Annotated in this window: 18 protein-coding genes; all 18 read left to right on the forward strand. The window is 72.6% G+C overall.

The genetic code is table 11. The features are described from left to right. Positions 1 to 330 precede the first annotated feature (330 nt). Positions 331 to 1,035, forward strand: a complete 705-nt coding sequence (gene fabG, locus ACRX5S_RS25065; protein ID WP_436775338.1) for a 3-oxoacyl-ACP reductase FabG — start codon at positions 331 to 333, stop codon at positions 1,033 to 1,035. Between the two features lie 49 nt (positions 1,036 to 1,084). Next, a complete protein-coding gene (locus ACRX5S_RS25070; protein ID WP_436775339.1) occupies positions 1,085 to 2,233 on the forward strand; it encodes a beta-ketoacyl-[acyl-carrier-protein] synthase family protein in 1,149 nt (382 codons plus the stop codon). Next, positions 2,230 to 2,826 carry a beta-ketoacyl synthase chain length factor gene (locus ACRX5S_RS25075; RefSeq protein ID WP_436775340.1) on the forward strand — a complete coding sequence of 199 codons (597 nt, stop codon included), beginning with the start codon at positions 2,230 to 2,232 and terminating at the stop codon, positions 2,824 to 2,826. The genes ACRX5S_RS25070 and ACRX5S_RS25075 overlap by 4 nt, the downstream gene beginning before the upstream one ends. Continuing rightward, positions 2,823 to 3,383, forward strand: a complete 561-nt coding sequence (locus tag ACRX5S_RS25080; RefSeq protein WP_436775341.1) for a hypothetical protein — start codon at positions 2,823 to 2,825, stop codon at positions 3,381 to 3,383. Before ACRX5S_RS25075 ends, ACRX5S_RS25080 begins: the two co-directional genes overlap by 4 nt. A 28-nt stretch (positions 3,384 to 3,411) precedes the next feature. Next, positions 3,412 to 4,056, forward strand: a complete 645-nt coding sequence (locus tag ACRX5S_RS25085; RefSeq protein WP_436775342.1) for a UbiX family flavin prenyltransferase — start codon at positions 3,412 to 3,414, stop codon at positions 4,054 to 4,056. Beyond that, positions 4,053 to 5,525 (forward strand): UbiD family decarboxylase, encoded by a 1,473-nt coding sequence (locus ACRX5S_RS25090; protein WP_436775343.1) that lies wholly within the window; start codon positions 4,053 to 4,055, stop codon positions 5,523 to 5,525. Before ACRX5S_RS25085 ends, ACRX5S_RS25090 begins: the two co-directional genes overlap by 4 nt. 64 nt (positions 5,526 to 5,589) lie before the next feature. Further along, positions 5,590 to 6,066 (forward strand): FAS1-like dehydratase domain-containing protein, encoded by a 477-nt coding sequence (locus tag ACRX5S_RS25095; RefSeq protein WP_436775344.1) that lies wholly within the window; start codon positions 5,590 to 5,592, stop codon positions 6,064 to 6,066. Continuing rightward, positions 6,050 to 6,475 carry a MaoC family dehydratase gene (locus ACRX5S_RS25100; protein ID WP_436775345.1) on the forward strand — a complete coding sequence of 142 codons (426 nt, stop codon included), beginning with the start codon at positions 6,050 to 6,052 and terminating at the stop codon, positions 6,473 to 6,475. The genes ACRX5S_RS25095 and ACRX5S_RS25100 overlap by 17 nt, the downstream gene beginning before the upstream one ends. A gap of 28 nt (positions 6,476 to 6,503) precedes the next feature. Further along, positions 6,504 to 7,436, forward strand: coding sequence for a 3-oxoacyl-ACP synthase (locus ACRX5S_RS25105; RefSeq protein ID WP_436775346.1), 933 nt, complete (start codon positions 6,504 to 6,506; stop codon positions 7,434 to 7,436). A 40-nt stretch (positions 7,437 to 7,476) separates the two neighbouring features. Then, complete coding sequence (locus ACRX5S_RS25110) at positions 7,477 to 8,631, forward strand: C45 family autoproteolytic acyltransferase/hydolase (protein WP_436775347.1); 1,155 nt, start codon at positions 7,477 to 7,479, stop codon at positions 8,629 to 8,631. Then, positions 8,628 to 9,506, forward strand: a complete 879-nt coding sequence (locus tag ACRX5S_RS25115) for a 4'-phosphopantetheinyl transferase family protein (RefSeq protein ID WP_436775348.1) — start codon at positions 8,628 to 8,630, stop codon at positions 9,504 to 9,506. Before ACRX5S_RS25110 ends, ACRX5S_RS25115 begins: the two co-directional genes overlap by 4 nt. After that, entirely contained in the window at positions 9,500 to 11,173 is a 1,674-nt protein-coding gene (locus ACRX5S_RS25120) for a class I adenylate-forming enzyme family protein (protein ID WP_436775349.1), read from the forward strand. Before ACRX5S_RS25115 ends, ACRX5S_RS25120 begins: the two co-directional genes overlap by 7 nt. Before the next feature lie 61 nt (positions 11,174 to 11,234). Continuing rightward, a complete protein-coding gene (locus tag ACRX5S_RS25125) occupies positions 11,235 to 12,734 on the forward strand; it encodes a phytoene desaturase family protein (protein WP_436775350.1) in 1,500 nt (499 codons plus the stop codon). An 18-nt stretch (positions 12,735 to 12,752) separates the two neighbouring features. Then, a complete protein-coding gene (locus tag ACRX5S_RS25130; RefSeq protein ID WP_436775351.1) occupies positions 12,753 to 13,910 on the forward strand; it encodes an FAD-binding oxidoreductase in 1,158 nt (385 codons plus the stop codon). 49 nt (positions 13,911 to 13,959) lie between these two features. Then, positions 13,960 to 14,208 (forward strand): acyl carrier protein, encoded by a 249-nt coding sequence (locus ACRX5S_RS25135; RefSeq protein WP_436775352.1) that lies wholly within the window; start codon positions 13,960 to 13,962, stop codon positions 14,206 to 14,208. 130 nt (positions 14,209 to 14,338) lie between these two features. Then, a complete protein-coding gene (locus ACRX5S_RS25140) occupies positions 14,339 to 16,192 on the forward strand; it encodes an FAD/NAD(P)-binding protein (protein WP_436775353.1) in 1,854 nt (617 codons plus the stop codon). Positions 16,193 to 16,290: 98 nt separating this feature from the next. After that, a complete protein-coding gene (locus tag ACRX5S_RS25145; RefSeq protein WP_436775404.1) occupies positions 16,291 to 17,481 on the forward strand; it encodes an acyl-CoA dehydrogenase family protein in 1,191 nt (396 codons plus the stop codon). A gap of 165 nt (positions 17,482 to 17,646) precedes the next feature. After that, the coding region (locus ACRX5S_RS25150) for a saccharopine dehydrogenase (RefSeq protein WP_436775354.1) at positions 17,647 to 18,752 on the forward strand (1,106 nt) is incomplete at its 3' end.

Consider the following 18,752-nt stretch of genomic DNA (forward strand, 5'->3'; position numbering starts at 1 on the left):
CCCGGGCGCGCCGACATGCCGACGCCGGCTCGACGCCGCACGCACGGCACTCACAGGGCAGCGCGGTGCGCGGTCGCCGGCTCGCGGCCAGTGTGCAGCACCGCCGCCGGGCGGAGCACCCGGGTGCCCCTGTGCCTTGGGGGTGCCTTTCCTACTGGCCCGTAACGAGGCAGCACCGAGGCACAGCACGAGACGTGGCGTTTCGGGAGTCCTGGCGGTGAGATTTTCCCATCCCCCGAAGGCATACGAAACGCCCGTGGGGGATGGTTCTGCCCCATCGCGCGGATCCGGGCCGCGCAATCCCCCGACCGTCTGGCTGGAGACCTTCTGATGAGCCGTTCTGTCCTGGTGACCGGTGGAAACCGCGGAATCGGACTGGCCGTGGCCCGGCGGCTCGGCGCCGGCGGCGACCGGGTCGCGGTGACCTACCGTACGGGCCCGCCGCCCGACGGTCTGCTGGGGGTGCAGTGCGACGTCCGGGACCCGGCGGCCGTGGACGACGCGTTCGCCAAGGTCGAGGCGGCGCACGGCCCGGTCGAGGTGCTGGTGACGAGCGCGGGCATCACGAACGACACGCTCCTGATCCGGATGACCGAGGAGGACTTCACCTCGGTCGTCGACACCAACCTCACCGGGACCTACCGGGTGGTCCGCCGGGCCGCCCGGCACCTGATGCGGGCCAAGGCCGGGCGTGTCGTCGTCATCTCCTCGACCGCGGCGGTGAGCGGCGTCGTGGGGCAGGTCAACTACGCGGCGTCCAAGGCGGGCCTGATCGGCATGGCCCGCTCGCTGGCCCGCGAGCTGGCGCCGCGCGGCGTCATGGTCAACGTGGTCGCCCCCGGGCTCACCGACACCGACATGGCCGCCGCTCTGACCCCGGCGCAGCGCGACAAGATCGTCGGCCAGATCCCGCTGGGCCGCATGGCGACCCCGGACGAGGTCGCGGCCGCGGTGCAGTTCCTGGCCTCCGCCGAGGCCTCGTACATCACCGGCGTGGTCATCCCGGTGGACGGCGGCATGGCGATGGGGCACTGATGCGCGCCCCACGCCGAGATGACCCACTGGCGATGTCGGGAGGGTGTACGTGAACACGCAATCCGGGCCGCGTCGGACCGGCCGGGCGGTCGCCGTCACGGGCATGGCGATCACCACGGGCTACGGGCACGGGGTGGACGCGCTGCGCGACGGCATCTACTCCGGCGTCCCGGCCTTCGTTCCGGTGACCAGGTTCGACACCGCCAGGTACCGCGTCGGTGTGGCCGCGCAGGCCGACGCGGGCCTGGACCTCGACAGCGAACTCGTGCTGCTGACCGAGGAGGCGTGCCGGCAGGCCGGGCTCTCCGCGGACGAACGCGCGGACGCCCCGGTCGTGTTGGCCCGGCACGCCGACCCCGAGGTGTCCCGGCTGCCCCGGACGGAGCAGGAGTCGCGGCCCATCAGCGACACCGCGCAGATGCTGTCCGCCGCCTGCGGCCTCGGCGGCGCGGGCCGCACGTACATCAATGCCTGCGTGGCGGCCAGCGCCGCGCTGGCCGACGCCGCCGCGATGATCGCCGCGGGCCGCCACGACCGGGTCGTGGTCGCCGGGGGCCACCTGGTCGACGCGGAGTCCTTCACCACCTTCAACGCCGGGAAGGCGCTGGCCCCGGACGGGCGGCTGCGGCCTTTCAGCGCCGGACGCAAGGGCCTGCTGCTGGGCGACGGGGCCGGGGCGGTGGTCCTGGAGGCCGCGGACAGCCGGGACGGGATGCGGCCGCTGGCCCGCCTCACCGGGTGGGGCATGGCCGGGGACGCGCACCACGTCTGCCAGCCGCACCCGGAGGGGCTGGGCATGGCCCGGGCGATCGGCGCCGCGCTGGACCGCGCGGGGCTGCGTCCCGAGGACCTCGACTACGTCAACGCGCACGGCACCGGGACGCCCTACAACGACGCGGCGGAAACCGCGGCGCTGCACCGGGCGTTCGGGACGCACGCGGAGCAGATCCCGGTCAGCTCCACGAAGTCCATGCACGGGCACGCGCTCCAGGCCGCCGGGCTCGTGGAGTTCGTGATCTGCGTGCTGGCGCTGCGGTCCGGAAGCCTGCCGGTCAACTCCGGTTGGCTGGGCCCGGATCCGGACTGCCGCCTCGACCTGGTCCTGGACGGCCCGCGGCAGCGGGACACCCGACACGTGCTCAGCCTCAACGCCGCCTTCGGCGGCGCCAACACCGCGCTGGTGGTGAGTGCCGCATGACCCCGCCCGCCCTCCCGACCAGGACCCTCGCGCACACCGAATGGCCCGCGCCGGACGACGCCGAGGCGCCGAAGCTGCCGGGTTTCACCGCCTCGCCGTTCGGCCCGATCATCGCGCACGTCGCGGACCGCTGCCTGGGGGCGCACCACGGCGAGCCGCCCGCGCCGCCCGAGCGCGGCGAACGTACCGCCGTCGTGCTGGTGACCCGGCTCGGCGACATGGCCACCGAGGCGGCCGTCACGGGTTCGGTCGACTCCGGCAAACCCGCCTCGCCGCTGCTCTTCTACCAGTCGGTGCCCAGCGCCGTGCTGGGTGTGGTGGCCGCGCGCTGGGGCCTGGGCGGGCCGGTGATCTGCATCAGCCCCGCGGGGGACGCGCTCGCCGACGGCATGGACCTGGCGCAACTGCTGATCGAGGACGGCAGCGCGGACGACGTGCTCCTGGTCCTGGTCGAACTCGCCACCCGCGACGACCAGCCGGACCGCGCCCGGGGCCTCCTGGTGACCGGCGGCACGCCGACCGGAGCCCCGCCGTCCGAGGCAGCCGACCCGGCCGGGCACGACGAGGCCACCGACGGCGGGGCCGCCCGGTGAGCGGATCCCCCTCGGGCACCCCGATCCCGGCGGCCACCGAGATCGAACTGCTGCGGCAGTTCTGGTGGCTGCACGACGCCCGCTGGTACCAGGCGGTCAAGACCCGGTTCGGCCAGGACGCCGCCAACGAACTCAACGCCGAGGTCATGCAGTTCGTGGCCCGCCGCGTCGCGACGCTGTACGCCCGCCTCACCCGCCTCCGCCCGTCCGACACGGCCGCCTCCGCCAAGGACACCGCAGGGACCCTGGAGGCGCTGGCCGCCCTCATGTTCGCCGGCACCGTGCGCCTGGAGTCCACCGACTTCGGTGACGACGGCACCTGGGACACGGTCGTCAGCGAGCACTACGCGCTCAAGATGCTCAGGGCCGGCCGATCGCTGGACAACTACGTGTGCCCGTGCCTGGAGCTTCGCGCCGGCTGGTTCGAGGGCATCCGGGTCCCGGCCGTCGATTCCGTCGTCGAGTGCATGCGCGACGGGGACGCGGTCTGCCGGTTCCGCGCCTGCCTGACGCCGGAGCACGACGAACCCGCCGCGACCGCGACGGCCGACGACTGATCCGCAGCGAAGGAGCGAGGTGCGAACGATGCGACTGGTCGTGGCCATCACCGGCGCCACCGGGGCGGTCCTGGGCGTACGCCTGCTCCAGGAACTGCGGCTGCACGACGGCGTGGAGACCCATGCGGTGATCAGCCGCTGGGCCCGCTCCACGCTGACGGTCGAGACCGGCCTGACCACCGCCGAGGCCGGCGCGCTCGCCGACGTCGCCTACTCCCCCGACGACCAGGCGGCGGCGATCTCCTCGGGATCGTTCCCGGTGGACGGCATGGTGATCATGCCGTGCAGCATGAAGACGCTGGCCGGGATCCGGACCGGGTACGCGGACGGCCTGGTCGGAAGGGCCGCCGACGTCACGCTCAAGGAGCGGCGCAAGCTCGTCCTGGTGCCGCGCGAGACCCCGTTCAACGACATCCACCTCGACAACATGCTCGCGCTGTCGCGCATGGGCGCGGTGATCCTGCCGCCGATGCTGACCTTCTACAACCGCCCCTCCGGCGTGGACGACATGGTCGACCACATCGTCTCCCGGGTCCTGGACCAGTTCGGGATCCCCGCGCACCGCGCGCGCCGCTGGCAGGGGCTGCCGGACGCGAACCCCAGCCCGACGGCGGACGGCTCCGGCCGCCGCCGCCCCGTCACCGCGAACGCCTCCCGGGGGACGACCTCATGAGCCACCTCGCCGACCTGCGCAGTTACCTCGACGCCCTGGCCGCCATCGGCGACCTGAGAACCATCGACCGGCCGGTCAGCGCCGATCTGGAGGCCGCCGCCCACACCCGACGGTCGTACGAACTACGGGCCCCCGCCCCGTTGTTCACCACGATCCGGGACGACCGCATCGGCATGCGGATGTTCGGCGCACCCGTCGGCGTCAGCTCGCGGGCCGACATGCCGCTGGCCCGCCTCGCCCTGTCCGTCGGACTGCCGCCGGGGACGGGCGCCGCGGACCTCGTCGACCACCTGGTCCGCACCCGCGACGCCGAACCGGTGCCGCCGCGCCGGGTGCCCGCCGAAGGCGCACCCTGCAAGGAGAACATCCTGCTCGGCGACGACGCCACGCTGGACCGCTTCGTCGTGCCGCGCATCCACGAGAAGGACGGCGGCCACTACCTCAACACGTGGGGCGTCATCGTCGCCAAGATGCCCGACGGCTCGTGGACCAACTGGTCGATCACCCGGATCATGATGCTGGACGGCAGGCGCATGACGGGCCTGGTGATCCCGCCGCAGCACCTCGGCCTGGTGTGGCAGGCCTGGGCGGAACGCGGCGAGCCCATGCCGTACGCCCTGGTGCAGGGCGGCGCCCCGGCGATCCCGTTCGTGGCCGGCATCCCGCTGCCGCGCGGGGTCGACGAGGGCGGCTACATCGGCGCGTTGCAGGGCGCGCCCGTCGACGTCGTGCGCTGTGAGACGGTCGACCTCGACGTGCCCGCGCACGCGGAGGTGGTGATCGAGGGGCACCTGTCGGTGGGCCGGGACAGCATGGAGGGCCCGTTCGGCGAGTACGCCGGGTACGCATCCAACCACCAGTCCCTCCAGCCGGTGTTCTCGGTCGAGGCGATCACCCACCGCGACGCGCCGGTGTGGCCGATCGTCGCGGAGGGCCGCCCGGCCGACGAGTACCACACGGTCACCGGCACCGGCCGCGCCGCGAACGTCCTGCACGGGCTGCGCCGCGCGGGCCTGCCGGTGACGACCGTGTGGATGCCCTTCCCCGCCGCCATGCACTGGACGGTGGTGACCGTGCCGGACAACTGGCGCACGGTCCTCCCCGGCGTCGGGACCGCCGAGTTCGTGCACCGGATCGGCGAGGTCATCCACAACAGCGGCGGCCCCAGCGCGATGATGCCGACCACCTTCGTGCTGGACGACGACGTGGACCCCGCGAACGAGGCCGACCTGCTGTGGGCGCTCGCCACCCGGCTGCACCCGCGCGACCGGCGCGAGGCCTGGGACACCGTCGTCCTGCCCTTCATGGCCTGCTACACGGACGAGGAGCGCAAGGCGATGCGCGGCCCCGGCGTCCTGCACGACGGGCTGCTCCCCGCCTGGGGCGAAGGGCGTCTGGACCACGCGTCGTTCGCGCAGGCCTACCCCGCCGACGTCCGGCGCCGGGTCGTCGACAACTGGGACGCCTGACCGTGCCGGGCGACCGCGCGGTCCCGACCGACTTCCGAGAACGCCGACGGGCGGATGGAGTGACATGGCGCTGAACCCGCAGTGCGTGGGCGCGAAGTACCCGCCCTCGCACCCGTATCCCGTGGAATCCGAGACGATCCGGCGCTTCGCGGAGGCGGTGGGCGACCCCGCCCCCGTCTACACCGACCCGGAGGCCGCCCACGCGCTGGGCCATCCGGCCGTCCTGGCGCCGCCGACCTTCCCGTTCGTCGTGGTCGCGCGTGCGATGCGCGAGGTGTTCGACTACCGGGAGATCGGGTTCGACCCGACGTACATCGTGCACGGCAACCAGCGGTTCGAGTACGCCCGGCCCGTGCACGCCGGCGACCGCCTGGTCACGACCCTGGAGATCACCGGCGCCCGGACGCTGCGCGGCCGTGACGTGCTCACCCTGCGGGCCGACCTCGCGGACGCCCACGGCGGGCACGTGGTCACCACGCACATGACCCTCGTCGCCATGAACGCGACGGAAGGCGGAGGCCCCGATGACGATCGGCGTTGAGGACGCCCAGGTGGGCACCGAACTCCCGGCCAGGACGGTCACCCTCACCCGGGCCGACCTGGTGCGGTACGCCGGGGCGTCCGAGGACTTCAACCCCGTGCACTGGAACCCCCGGGTGGCGCGCGAGGCCGGGATGCCGGACGTCATCGCCCACGGCATGCTCACCATGGCGCTGGCCGCCCGCACCGTCACCGACTGGGTGCGCGACCCCGGCGCGATCGTCGAGTACCGCACCCGCTTCAGCAGGCCGGTCCCGGTGCCCGACGACGACCGCGGCACGGACGTCGAAATCCGGGGCCGGGTGGGCGCGTTGCTCGACGGCGGACGGGTCCGCGTGGACCTTGTGGTGACCTGCGGCGGCGCCAAGGTCCTCAGCGAGGCCCGCGCGGTCGTACGGCCGGCGTCATGACGGACACCCCCGACGGAGGACACGGCCGATGAGTTCTCCCGCCTACCTGCTCTCACCCGGGTACGTCCTGGGCGAGAGCGAGCAACCGCACACCGCAGTGGAGCAGTTGGCGGCCCGCGTGGCGGAGTACGGCATCCCCATGGCGCCCCGGGCCTGGGGTTGGGGCAGCTTCTTCCGCACCGCCCGCACGCCCGTCGAACTCGCGGTCGCCAGCGGCGAGTCCACGCTGCGCACGGCCGATGTGCCGCGTGGGTCGGTGGACGGACTCATCGTGTGCACCAGCGCGTTCCCGGAATCGGTCGACGACCACGCCGGGTTCCTCGGCGCGGTGCTGGACGGACTCCGGCTGTCCGCCGTGTCGTTCGCCTGCGGCATGACGCTCAACCGGTGCAACAACCTGCTCGCCGCGCTGCACGTCGCCCGGTCGCTGGTGGAGAACGGCAGCCTGCGCACGATCCTCGTCGTCACCGCCGACCGCATCACCGACGAGGCCGAACGCCTGGAGAAATTCGCGCTGTTCAGCGACGGCGCGGCCAGTTGCCTGGTGAGCGCGGACGAACACGGTCGGGACGCGTACCAGATCCTCGCCTCGGCCTCGGCGCAGGACGCCACGGTCATGGGCCGGCACGACCAGATCGACCCCCGCCTCGCGGTGGCGGTCAACGACCGGTTGCAGCGCGCCACCGGCATACCGCTGGAGAAGGTCACCGCCCTGCTGCCGGCCAACCTCGTCCGGCCGCTGGTCACCCTCAAGGAGCGCCAGGCCGGGTTCACCGCACAGCAGGTGCACACGCGCAACATCGAACGCGTCGGCCACTGCTTCGCCGCGGACCCGCTCATCAACCTCGTCGATTTCGCCGCGTCCGGAGCGTCGGGAGAGGAGGAGATCGATGGGCTGTTTCTGCTGGCCTCCAGCGTGCCCGGAGCCAGGCACGGAGTCCTGCTCCGCAAGATCGCGTGACGTCGAGGAGAGGTCGCGCGACGTCGAAGAGAGGTGTCGCATGGTGCCAGGCGTGGAGGCGGACCACCCCGCCCGGCCGCCGGCCGCGCCCCACGCCCCCGACCCGGGCGGTCGCGGCGACGCGGCGGGCGCAACCGCCCCGTTCCTGCAACTGACCGGCGACCCCTTCGAGCTCGGACGGCAGCACGGCGCCGCCCGCGCCGCCGCGCTGCACGACTTCCTCGCCGACGGGCTCGCCCGGACGAACCACCTGCGCGACGAGCCGGTCCCGATGACCGCGCTGCTGCCGATGATCACCGCTTTCCAGGCGGAGATCGAGGCGGGCGCCCCCGATCTCGCCGAAGAGATCCGCGGGCTCGCAGAGGGCGCGGGCCTCACCCACCCCGAGGCGCTGCTGCTGCAAATGCGCCGGGAAATCGTCGGCTACCGCAGCACGCACCGCCCGCAGGGCGACTGCACCACGTATGCCCGGGTGGCGAAGAACGGCCCGGACACCGTGCTGGCGCAGACCGTGGACCTCAACGGCAACCTCGACGACCAGACCGGGGTGCTCTCGGTCCGCAAGGCCGGGTCGCGGCGCGACGTCCTGGTGCTGAGCTTCGGCGGACTGCTCGGCTACCTCGGCATGAACAGCGACGGCCTGGCCGTCGGGATCAACCTGGTGCTTGGCGGCAGGTGGCGGGCCGGGCTGCCGCCGTATCTCGCGGTCCGGCACGTGCTGGACAACGCCGGGTCGGTGGCCGAGGGCCTGGAGGTCCTGCGCGGGCTGCGGCTGGCGAGCTCGCGGTCGCTGATGCTGTGCGACCGGCGCGGGGCGGCGTACGCGGAGTTCATGGACGGGCGCATGCAGGTGGTCGAGGGGTACCGGCTGCTGCACACCAACCACTTCCTGCACCGGGAGTTCATCCCGTTCGACGAGCTGAACGTCTTCGCGAAGAACGGCTCGCTGCGCCGCCTGGAGGCGTGCGGGGTGCGGCTGAACGCGCTCGCCGAATCGGCCTCGCCGCGGGACCACCTGGACCTCCTGTCCACCCCGCCGATCTTCGTCCCGGACAACGGCGACATCCGCCGCGAACGCACGGTCGCGGTCGTGGTGATGCGCCCGGCGCACGGCGACATGCACCTGCTGGGCCCGGCGACCACGGCGGCGCCGCAGGTCTTCACGGTTGAGGCACCCGGAGGCGAGGAGGCATGAGCGGGGAGGCGGAGAGCTGGCTGATCGACCTGCGCGGGGACGACGGCCTCTGGGACGACGACGCGTGCCGCGCCGAGTTGTCGGCGCAGGAGTTGCGGCGGGCCGATCGCCTGCGCCCCGCATCCGCGCGCGCTTACGTCCGCTCCCGCGCCGCGGTCCGCCGCGTGCTCGCCCGCGTGCTCGGCGGCTCCCCCGCCGGGCACCTGGTCGCCGCCGCCCCCGACGGAACCCCGGTGCTGCCGAACCACCCCGACTGGCACGTGAGCTGGTCCCGATCGGCGGGCGTGCTGCTGGTCGCGCTGAACCGGGGCGGCCCGGTCGGCGCCGACGTCGAGGCGGTGCGTCCCGTCATGTCCCCCGCCCGCGTACTGCGCCGGTTCTCCCCGGACGCCGCCGCGCTCGGGGACGTCGACGGGCCCGAAGCGTTCCTGTCGGCCTGGACCCTGCTGGAGGCCGCGGTCAAGGCGACCGGTCGCGGTCTCGCACAAGGCGCGGGCGACGTACGCCTGCACCGCCCCCCGGGCGCCCGGCACTGCGCACTGCTCGGCATCGAGGGCGACGTGGAGCAATGGTCCGGCCGCACCGACCTGTTCACGCTCCCCGGCGCCGTCGCAAGTGCCCCTCCCGAACCTCGCGCACCCGGCTCCGCCGCGCCCGCTGCGCAACCGCGGGTGGTCACCGCCGTGGTCGTCCGCGGGTCTGCCGCACCCCTGCACCCGCATGCCTGGCGCCTCCCCGAGCCGGGGTCCTCGGGGACGCACCGCCCGTTGCCCGCAAGGCAGTTCGCGGGACGTCCGGACCAACACGTCGGAGCCGGGTCCGACGCGGAACGCAACCGCCCAACGCTCGGACGATTGGAGAAGTCCCCATGTTGATCAGTGACGAGCACCGCCGGAAGATCCTCGCGGACCGGTCCCTCGGGGCCGGCAACGTCGTGCACCGGCTCCCCGAATACGGCCGGTCCGCCGACGAGGAGGTCCTGTGGCTGGACGGCACCTGGCAGGCGCCCTCCGGCGAGTACCCCGAGGTCCTGACGCTCGGCGAGCTGCACGCGGTCGTCGAGACGTACGCCGGCTTCTACCGCCAGGCGGGCGTACGGGCCAAGGACGCGGTCGCCATCGTGTCCACGTCCATCACCGACTTCGCGATCAACCTGATGGCCCTGACCAGCCTCGGCGCGGTCGCCTCGCTGGTGAGCGCGCACATGCCGAGCGAGGTGCGCCGTGAGTACATCCGCCGCCAGCAGGTCACCGGCATCATGACGCGCGAGCCGTGGCACAAGGGTCTTCTGACGCACGTCGACGACGACCCGGCGCCGAAGTTCGTCGCGATGCAGTCCGACGTCACGCCCGCGCACCGCGCGCACCTCCCGGCCAAGTACCCCTTCCGGCACACGCCCGTCGACCCGATCCTGATCTCGCACTCCTCGGGCACCACCGGCATCCCGAAGTCGGCGTACCACACCCACGAGACGCTGTTCCACGGTGCGCTCAGCCGCCTGTCCGACGGCCAGGATTGCAGCACCCGCAAGCGCCTTCTGGCGCTGCCGGGCCACCACGTGTCGGCGATGTCCAACACGCTGCTCGGCCTGCTGCTCGGCGCGCCGGTGGTGCACTTCACCGACCCCAGCGGCAAGGCCGTCCTGGACGGGATCGAGAAGCACCGCCCGGTCATCGTCTTCGGCTTCACGCACACCTTCGCCGAGATGGCCGCCGAGGACCTGACCGACCGGGACCTGTCCTGCGTCGCGGCGTACTACGCCTCCGGCGACGCGGCGCACCTGGTGCACATCAAGAAGCTGCTGGCGAAGGGGCGGAGCCCGTACACGGGCCGGGACCTCAAGCAGCACATCGCGCCCGGCGCGATCTTCATCGACATGTTCGGCTCGACCGAGATGGGCTACGTGCTCTTCGACTACGTGCACCGTGTCGGCGGCGAGAACATCGGCCGCTGCATCGGCCGGCCGATGCGCTTCGCCGAGGCGGTCGCGCTCTCCGAGGACGGCGAGGTCCTGCCGCCGGGCGAGGTCGGCCGACTGGGCGTGCGCTCGAAGTCCCTGACGCCCGGTTTCTGGAACGACAACGTGCGGTGGCACCAGCAGTGGCTGGGCGGCTACTTCCTGACCGGCGACCTGGTCTACCGCGACCCCGGCAACACCTTCTACCACCTGGACCGCACGTCCGACGCCATCCGCACCAAGGACGGCTGGGTGTTCAGCGCCTACACCGAGGAGCTGCTGCTCTCGGAGTACGCCGAGATCCACGAGGTCACGGTGGTCGGAGTGGCCGACGAGGGCGTGGAGTTCGGCTGGGAGGACGAGGGCGTCGCGGAGACGTACGCGCTGGTCACCCTCGCCCCCGACGCCGCCTCGCCGGAGGACCCGACGGCCTGGGTGAACGCGGCGCTGGCCAAGCACGGCCTGCCCGAGGTGGCGGGCACCGTCATCGTCTCCGACGACAAGATCCCGGTCGGCATCACCGGCAAGGTCCTCAAGCGCATCCTCCGCGAGCAGGCGAACTCGCTGGTCGAGGGTTGCCGCTGACCCGGACCGCACACGGCGGGCGGTCTCCGGCGCCGCCGCGGTCCCCTCAGGAAGGAAGGTCATGACCGACTACGACGTGATCGTCATCGGCGCCGGCAACGCCGGGCTGAGCGCGGCGGCCACCATGCAGCGCGGCGGCAGGCGCACGCTCCTGCTGGAGCGCCACAACGTGCCGGGCGGGGCGGCGCATTCGTTCGTCCGGGGGCGCTTCGAGTTCGAGGTGTCGCTGCACCAGCTCGCCGGCATGGGCGACGAGGGCGCCAACGGTCCGCTGCGCGCCGTCTTCGACATGCTGGACGTCACGCGGCGGCTGGAGTTCATCGTCGACGACGACCTCTACCGAACCGTGGTGCCCGGGGTCCTGGACGTGACGCTGCCCTGCGACTGGCAGGGAATCGTCGAGACGCTGGACAGCCACTATCCGGGTAACCGCGCGCAGCTCACGCGCTTCATGGAGCTGGTCCGGGACACCGGCGTCTGGCAGTTGGTCGCCCGGGCGAACCTGCACAAGATGCAGGAGCAGATCGAGTGGCTGTCGGGTATGTCGGATGTGCGGCGCTACGCCCTCAAGTCGTTTCAGGCGGTGCTGGACGAGTTCTTCACCGACGACCGGCTCAAGCACGTGCTGGCGTCCTACTGGAGCTACAACGGCCAGGTGCCTTCCCAGTGCCCGTTCATGGACCTCGCGCGGCTGCTCACCCTCTACATCGAGTACAAGCCGTACCAGGTGGTCGGCGGCAGCATGTCGATGTCGTCCGCGATGCTGGCCTCGTTCCTGGAGGCGGGCGGCGAGGTCAAGTTCAACAGCGACGTCGCGAAGATCCTCACCAGCGGCGGAGCGGTGGCCGGGGTCCGGCTGTCGGACGGCACCGAGATCTCCTCGCGCATGGTGATCTCCAACGCGCCGACCGTCGCGACGTACACCACGATGCTCGACGACGACGTGGTGCCCGAGCGCGTGCTGAAGGACCTGCGGGGTCGCACCCTCGGCCCGTCGGCGACCGTGCTCTACATGGGACTCGACGCACCGGCCGCCGAGCTGGGCTTCCACGCGTCGACCAACTTCATCACCGCCGACCTGGACGAACGCAACCTCGACCGGGCCAACCGCACCCTCGAACCGGCCCGCTACCTGGTCGCGACCTGCTACGACGTCCGGCCGACCGGCTACGCACCACCCGGCACCTCGCAGGTGGCGCTCGCCTCCCTCGCCTATGGGCGGCCGTGGGAGGCGCTGTCGCCGGAGGAGTACGCCCGGGCGAAGTTCGCGTACGCGCAGTCCCAGTTGGAACTGCTCAAGGCCATCGCCCCCGGCGTCCAGGACGTGATCGAGGAGGCCGAGGTCGCCACGCCGCTGACCTTCAAGCGGTACCTCAGCCAGCCGGGCGGCACCATCTACGGCTTCGACCAGGACGTCTCGGACAGCTGGCTGTTCCGCAACGAGGACCTGGCGCCGAACGTGCCGGGCCTGGTGTGCATCAGCAACTGGACGGGCGCGGGCGGCTACAACTCGATGATCGTCATGGCGGCCCGGGTGTGCCAGCGGATCTTGTCCATGTAATCCAGAACGGAGTCCGATATGACAGCGAATCCGCTGGCCCGGTTGCTGGACGGGGCCGACGAAGTGCTCGCCCGGATGCGGGAGCGGGAGGAGGCCGGGGAGGCGGACCACCCGTCCGACGCCTGGGCCGAGCTGGAACCGCTGCACCCGCGCCGCCTGGACCTCACCGTGGCGGAGGTCGTCGACGAGACCGTCACCACGAAGACCTTCCGGCTCGCCAAGACCGGCGGCGGTCCGCTGCCGCCGTTCCTCGCGGGGCAGTACATCAACCTGCACGTGCGGGTCGGGGACGTCCTGACCAGCCGCGCGTTCTCCATCTCGTCCTCGCCCAACGCCCGCGAGCACTACGACCTGACGGTGCGGCGACTGCCGGGCGGGCGGGTCAGCAACCACCTGCTCGACACGACGAAAGCGGGCGACCGCTTCGTCAGCGGCGGACCGATCGGCACCTTCTTCCACGACCCGCTCTACCACGGGGACGACGTCGTCTTCCTGGCCGGCGGCTCCGGGGTCGCCCCGGCGATGTCGATGATCAAGGACATCGCCGACAACGGCCTCGCCCGCCGGATGACGCTGGTGTACGGCTCCCGCCGCGACGACGACGTCATCTTCCGCGACGAGCTGGACGACCTGGCCGACCGGCTCCCCGGCCTGACCGTGCACCACGTCATCGCACAGCCCGGTCCGGACTGGACCGGCGCGGTGACCCCCCTCGACGCGAAGCTCGTCAGTTCCCTGGTGGGCCCGCTGGCCGGCCGCATGACCTATCTGTGCGGCCCGCCGGGCAAATACGACTTCCTCATCCGGGAGTTGACGTCGCTCGGCCACCCGCGACGGCGCATCCGGTACGAGGACAACAGCGTCGCCGTGCAGCCGGGGGACGACCCGCGCTGGCCCGCCGGCCTGGACCCGGCGGGAGAGGTCTCGGTCACGGTGCGCGGCGGCAAGACGTTCAGCATGCCGCGCGGCCGGAACATCCTGGAGGCGCTGGAGGACAACGGCATTTCCCAGGAGCCGTCGTGCCGTTCCGGCGAATGCTCGCTGTGCCGGGTCCGGGTCTGCTCCGGCGAGGTCTTCCACGCCCAGGAGGCCAAACTCCGCATGGCCGACACCAAGTTCGGGTTCGCGCACAGTTGTGTCGCCTATCCGCTCACCGACGTCGAGATCGACGTCTGACCACGGGCCCTACGCACCACCCGCACCCCGATCACAGGAGGTCCACACAATGCCTGCCGACCTGCGGGAAGTCATGGTCGATGCACTGCGCAGCATGCACTTTGAAGTCGACTCGCTCACCGACGAGACACCTCTCGGCGACGGCGGGCTCGAACTGGAATCGCTCTCGCTCGCCGAGTTGGTGATGCAACTCGACGAATTCGGCGTCGAGTTCACCGACGACGAGATGGAGACGCTGGCGACGATGACCTTCGGCCAATTCGCCGAGGAAGCGGCGCGGCGCAAGAGCGGTCAATAGGAGCCGGAAACCGCCCGGGCATTGCGCCGGGAATTTCCTTCGCACGTCCCTGGATCCACCCGGCTTTCCCCCGGCGCTCGTCCCGTGACGGGCCGACCGATTGACGGAACCGACAGAAGGAGGAGTGACCGTGTCCCCACCGGCCGAGGCAATCTGCGTCGTGGGCGCCGGTCCCCGCGGCCTCGCGGTCCTGGAGCGGTTGTGCGCGAACCACACGGGTGAGCGCCGGTTGTCGGTCCACGTGGTGGACCCCTACCCGCCCGGGGCCGGCCGCACGTGGCGTACCCGGCAGTCCCACCACCTGCTGATGAACACCGTGACCTCGCAGATCAGCCAGTTCACGGACGGCAGCGTCAACTGCGCGGGGCCGGTGCGTACGGGCCCGAGCCTGTACGACTGGCTCCAGCCGGTCGAGTTCGGCGCCGGCAACATCTGGGCGGGCGCCGAACGGCTCGGCCCCGACGACTACCCGTCCCGCGCGCAGTTCGGCCGGTACCTCGAATGGGTCCTCGGCCACATCAAGGCCACCGCCCCGGACACCGTCCAAATCCTCGTGCACCGGGGCACGGCCATCGCGCTCAACCAGGACGCGAGTGGCCAGTGCGTCACTCTGGACGACGGCACGCTGCTGGCCGGGCTGGACGCGGTGGTCCTGGCGCTCGGCCACGGCTCGAACGAGCCCACCTCCGAGGAAATGCGGTTGGCGGCGTTCGCCGGGCAACATGGGCTGCGGTACATCCGTCCGGGCAACCCCGCCGACCTCGACCTCGACGGCATCGGGGTCGGCGAGGCGGTCGGGATCCGCGGCCTGGGGCTGGCGTTCTTCGACGTGCTCGCCCTGCTGACCGAAGGCCGCGGCGGCAAGTACGTCTCCGGGCCGGACGGCCTGCACTACCTTCCGTCCGGGCACGAACCCGTCCTGCACGCCGGATCGCGACGCGGGGTGCCCTACCACTCGCGCGGCGAGAACCAAAAGGGCGCGGCGGGCCGCCACGAGCCGCTGTTCCTGACCCTGGACGCCGTCGCGCGCATCCGGGCCACCCCGAACGCCACCTTCAGGCAGCACGTCTGGCCTCTCCTGGACGCCGAGGTGCGGGCGGTCTACCACCACGCCGTCATCGTGCAGCGCACCGGCAGGCCGGCCGCGGACCGCTTCACGGCCGAATTCGCCGCCGCCGACCCGGCCGGCCGGACCGGCGTGCTGCGCCGCCACGGCATCGGGGCGGCCGACGAATGGGACTGGGATCAGGTCGAACACCCCTGGGGGAAACGGGTATTCGCGGACCGTGCGGAGTTCGGGAGCTGGCTGCTCGGGCACCTGCGCGAGGACGTCCGGCACGCCCGCGGCGGCAACGTGCGCAACCCGCTCAAGGCCGCCCTCGACGTCCTGCGCGACATGCGCAACGAAGTCCGGCTGGCGATCGACCACGCCGGAGTCACCGGCAGTTCCTACCGCGACGAGGTGACCGGCTGGTTCACGCCGCTCAACTCGTATCTCTCCATCGGCCCGCCGCTGTCCCGCATCGAGGAGATGACCGCGCTGATGGAGTGCGGTGTGCTGCACGTCGTCGGGCCCGGCACCCGGGTGCGGCCGGACCCGGCGGGTGCGGCGTTCCTCATCGGCGCCTCGGCGATCCCCGGCTCGGAGGTCGCGGCGACCACGCTCATCGAGGCGCGGATCCCCGACACCGACCTGCGACGCACCACGAACGCGCTGCTGCGCCACATGCGTTCGACCGGCCAGTGCCGGGCGTACCGCATCCCGGACCCGGACGGCGCGGAGTACGAGACCGGCGGGCTGGAGGTCACGCCGCGGCCGTACCGCGTGGTGGACGCCTCCGGCAGGCCGCACCCGCGCTGCTTCGCCTACGGCGTGCCGACCGAGTCCGTGCACTGGGCGACCGCTGCCGGGATCCGCCCCTGGGTCGGCTCGGTGATCCTTGAGGACGCCGACGCCATCGCCAGGGCGGTGCTGGCGCGGTGATCACCAACCGGCCACCGCGCCAGGGACATGAGCCGCCGCCACCGCACGGGTCGGGTCCGCACGCCCGCTCCGCGTCCGCAAGGAGTGCCGCAGTGGACCTGAACAGCAGCCACGACCCGGAGATCCTCGGACTCCCCTTCTACGAGGACGGCCACCGCCGCCTGGCCCACCAGATCGGCGTCTGGTGCGACATCTACGGTGACCTGTGGGAGACGGTGCGCCGCACGCACCCGGACGAGGCGGGCCGCCGCCTGGTCCAACTCCTCGGCGAGGAAGGCTGGTTGTCCGGCCTCGACCCGGACAAGACGCCGCACGACCTGCCCGCGGACCTGCGCGCGGTGTGCCTGGCCCGCGAGGCGCTGGCCTACGCCGAGGACCTGGCCGACTTCGCCTACTCCATCCAGTCCCTGTCCGCAACGCCCATTGCCCGGTTCGGCGACAAGGAGCAGCAGGCGCGCTACCTGCCGCGCATGGCCGCGGGCACGCTGATCGGCGCCTTCGCGGTCTCGGAAATGGAAGCCGGCTCGAACGTCGCCGCGGTCGGGCTCACCGCGCGGCGCACCGGCGACGGCGGCCACGTGCTCACCGGCCGCAAGGCGTGGATCGCGCACGCGACCATCGCCGACCTGTTCGTCGTCATCGCCCGCACCGGCGAAGGCCCGGGCCCGCTGGGCCTGTCCGCCTTCCTGGTGCCCGCGGACACCCCCGGAATCCATGTGGAGCCGGTCGACGCGATCGCGCCGCGATCGTTCGGCCACGTGCGCTTCGAGGACTGCCCGGTGCCGGACGACGCCCTGCTGGGCCGCAGGGGCCGGGGCTTCGTGGTGGCCATGGACCTGCTGGAGCGGTTCCGGATGACGGTCGGCGCCGCCGCGGTCGGGTTCGCCCGGCGGGCGGCGGACACGGCTCTGTCGCACACGCGGGGCCGGGAGGCTTACGGCGGCACGCTGTTCGACCTGCAACTGGTGAAGGCGCAGCTCGCCGACATGGACATCCGCCTGAACGCGGCATCGCTGCTGGTGGCACGCGCCGCCTGGGAGGCCGACCGGGGCAGCCGCGGCTTCGCGCGGCACTCCGGCATCGCCAAGGTTTACGCCACCGAGGCGGCCCAGGAGATCGTCGACGCGGCGGTGCAGTTGTCCGGCGCGGCCGGTGTGGTGCGCGGCGGGACCGCCGAACGCCTGTACCGGCAGATCCGCTCGCTGCGCATCTACGAGGGCGCGACCGACGTGCTGCGCCTCGCGCTCGCCGACGGCCTGGACATGCGCCGGGCCGACCGCGGCGGGTGACGGCCCGCGCCGCTCATCCGGCGCCACGGCTGTCCGGCCCATCCGGCCCCACTGCTCCCGACCCACCGGCCCACCCGGCCCGTACCCGGCCCGGCCGACCCACCCGGCCGACCGGTCACCGAATTCGCCGCACCCGCCGAACCTCTTTCCGAAAGCAGGCCCAGGTTGACGCACCCGATCCAGGCGGTGCCGCCGGTGCCGGACGCGCCCCGCCTTTGGCTGCGGTGCGAGTCCCGCGCGGGCGAACGCCGCGCGCCGCTCGTACCCGAGGACGCCGCACGCCTTGTCGCCGGCGGTGTCCGGATCACCGTCGAGGACTGCCGGCAGCGGGTCTTCCCGCTGTCCGCCTACGTCCGTGCGGGCTGCGACACCGCGCCCGAGGGCAGTTGGACGGAGGCGCCCGCCCAGGCGTACATCCTGGGACTCAAGGAACTTCCGCCGGATCCACAGGCGTTACGCCACCGGCACATCTACTTCGGACACGCCTACAAGGGCCAGTCGGGCGCGCACGAACTGCTGGCCCGGTTCACCGCGGGCGGCGGCGCGCTGCTCGATCTCGAATACCTGACCGACGACCACGGGCGGCGCCTGGCGGCGTTCGGCTACTGGGCCGGGTACGCGGGCGCCGCACTCGCGGTCCTGCACCGCCGCGGCCTGCTCGACCCGCCGTTGCGCTCCCTGGACCGGGCGGCGCTGGACGGGCTCCTGCGCGACGGTGCCGCGGCGGGCGGCGACGCTCTGGTCGTCGGGGCGCTGGGGCGCTGCGGGCGCGGGGCGTGCGACGCGTTGGAGACGGCCGGTATCAGCCCGCTGCGCTGGGACCTGGCGGAGACCCGGGACCTGGACCGGGACGCGCTGCTCGCCGCCGACATCCTGGTCAACACGGTGCTGTCCACACGCCCGGTGCCGCCGTTCCTGGTCCCGACCGACCTGGACGAGCCCGGGCGGCGCATCTCGGTGATCGCGGACGTGACGTGCGACGTCGGCTCCGAGTGCAACGTCCTGCCGGTCTACGAGGCCGTCACCGACTGGGAGCACCCGGTCCGGCGGTTGCGGGACGGGGGCCGCCCGGTGGACCTCATCGCCATCGACAACCTGCCGTCGCTGCTGCCGGGCGAGGCGAGCCGGGCGTTCTCCGCCGATCTGTGGCCGTTGCTGGTGAAGCTCGGCCCGGACGACCCGGCGTGGGCCCGCTGCCGGGGCGCGTTCGCGCAGGCGGTGAACCGCGACGCGGACGCCCAGGACGCGGCGGGCCGGGCGGCGGGGGGGGG

The sequence above is a fragment of the Yinghuangia sp. YIM S09857 genome (genome assembly GCF_051388915.1).
In the GTDB taxonomy this organism is placed as follows: Bacteria; Actinomycetota; Actinomycetes; order Streptomycetales; family Streptomycetaceae; genus Yinghuangia.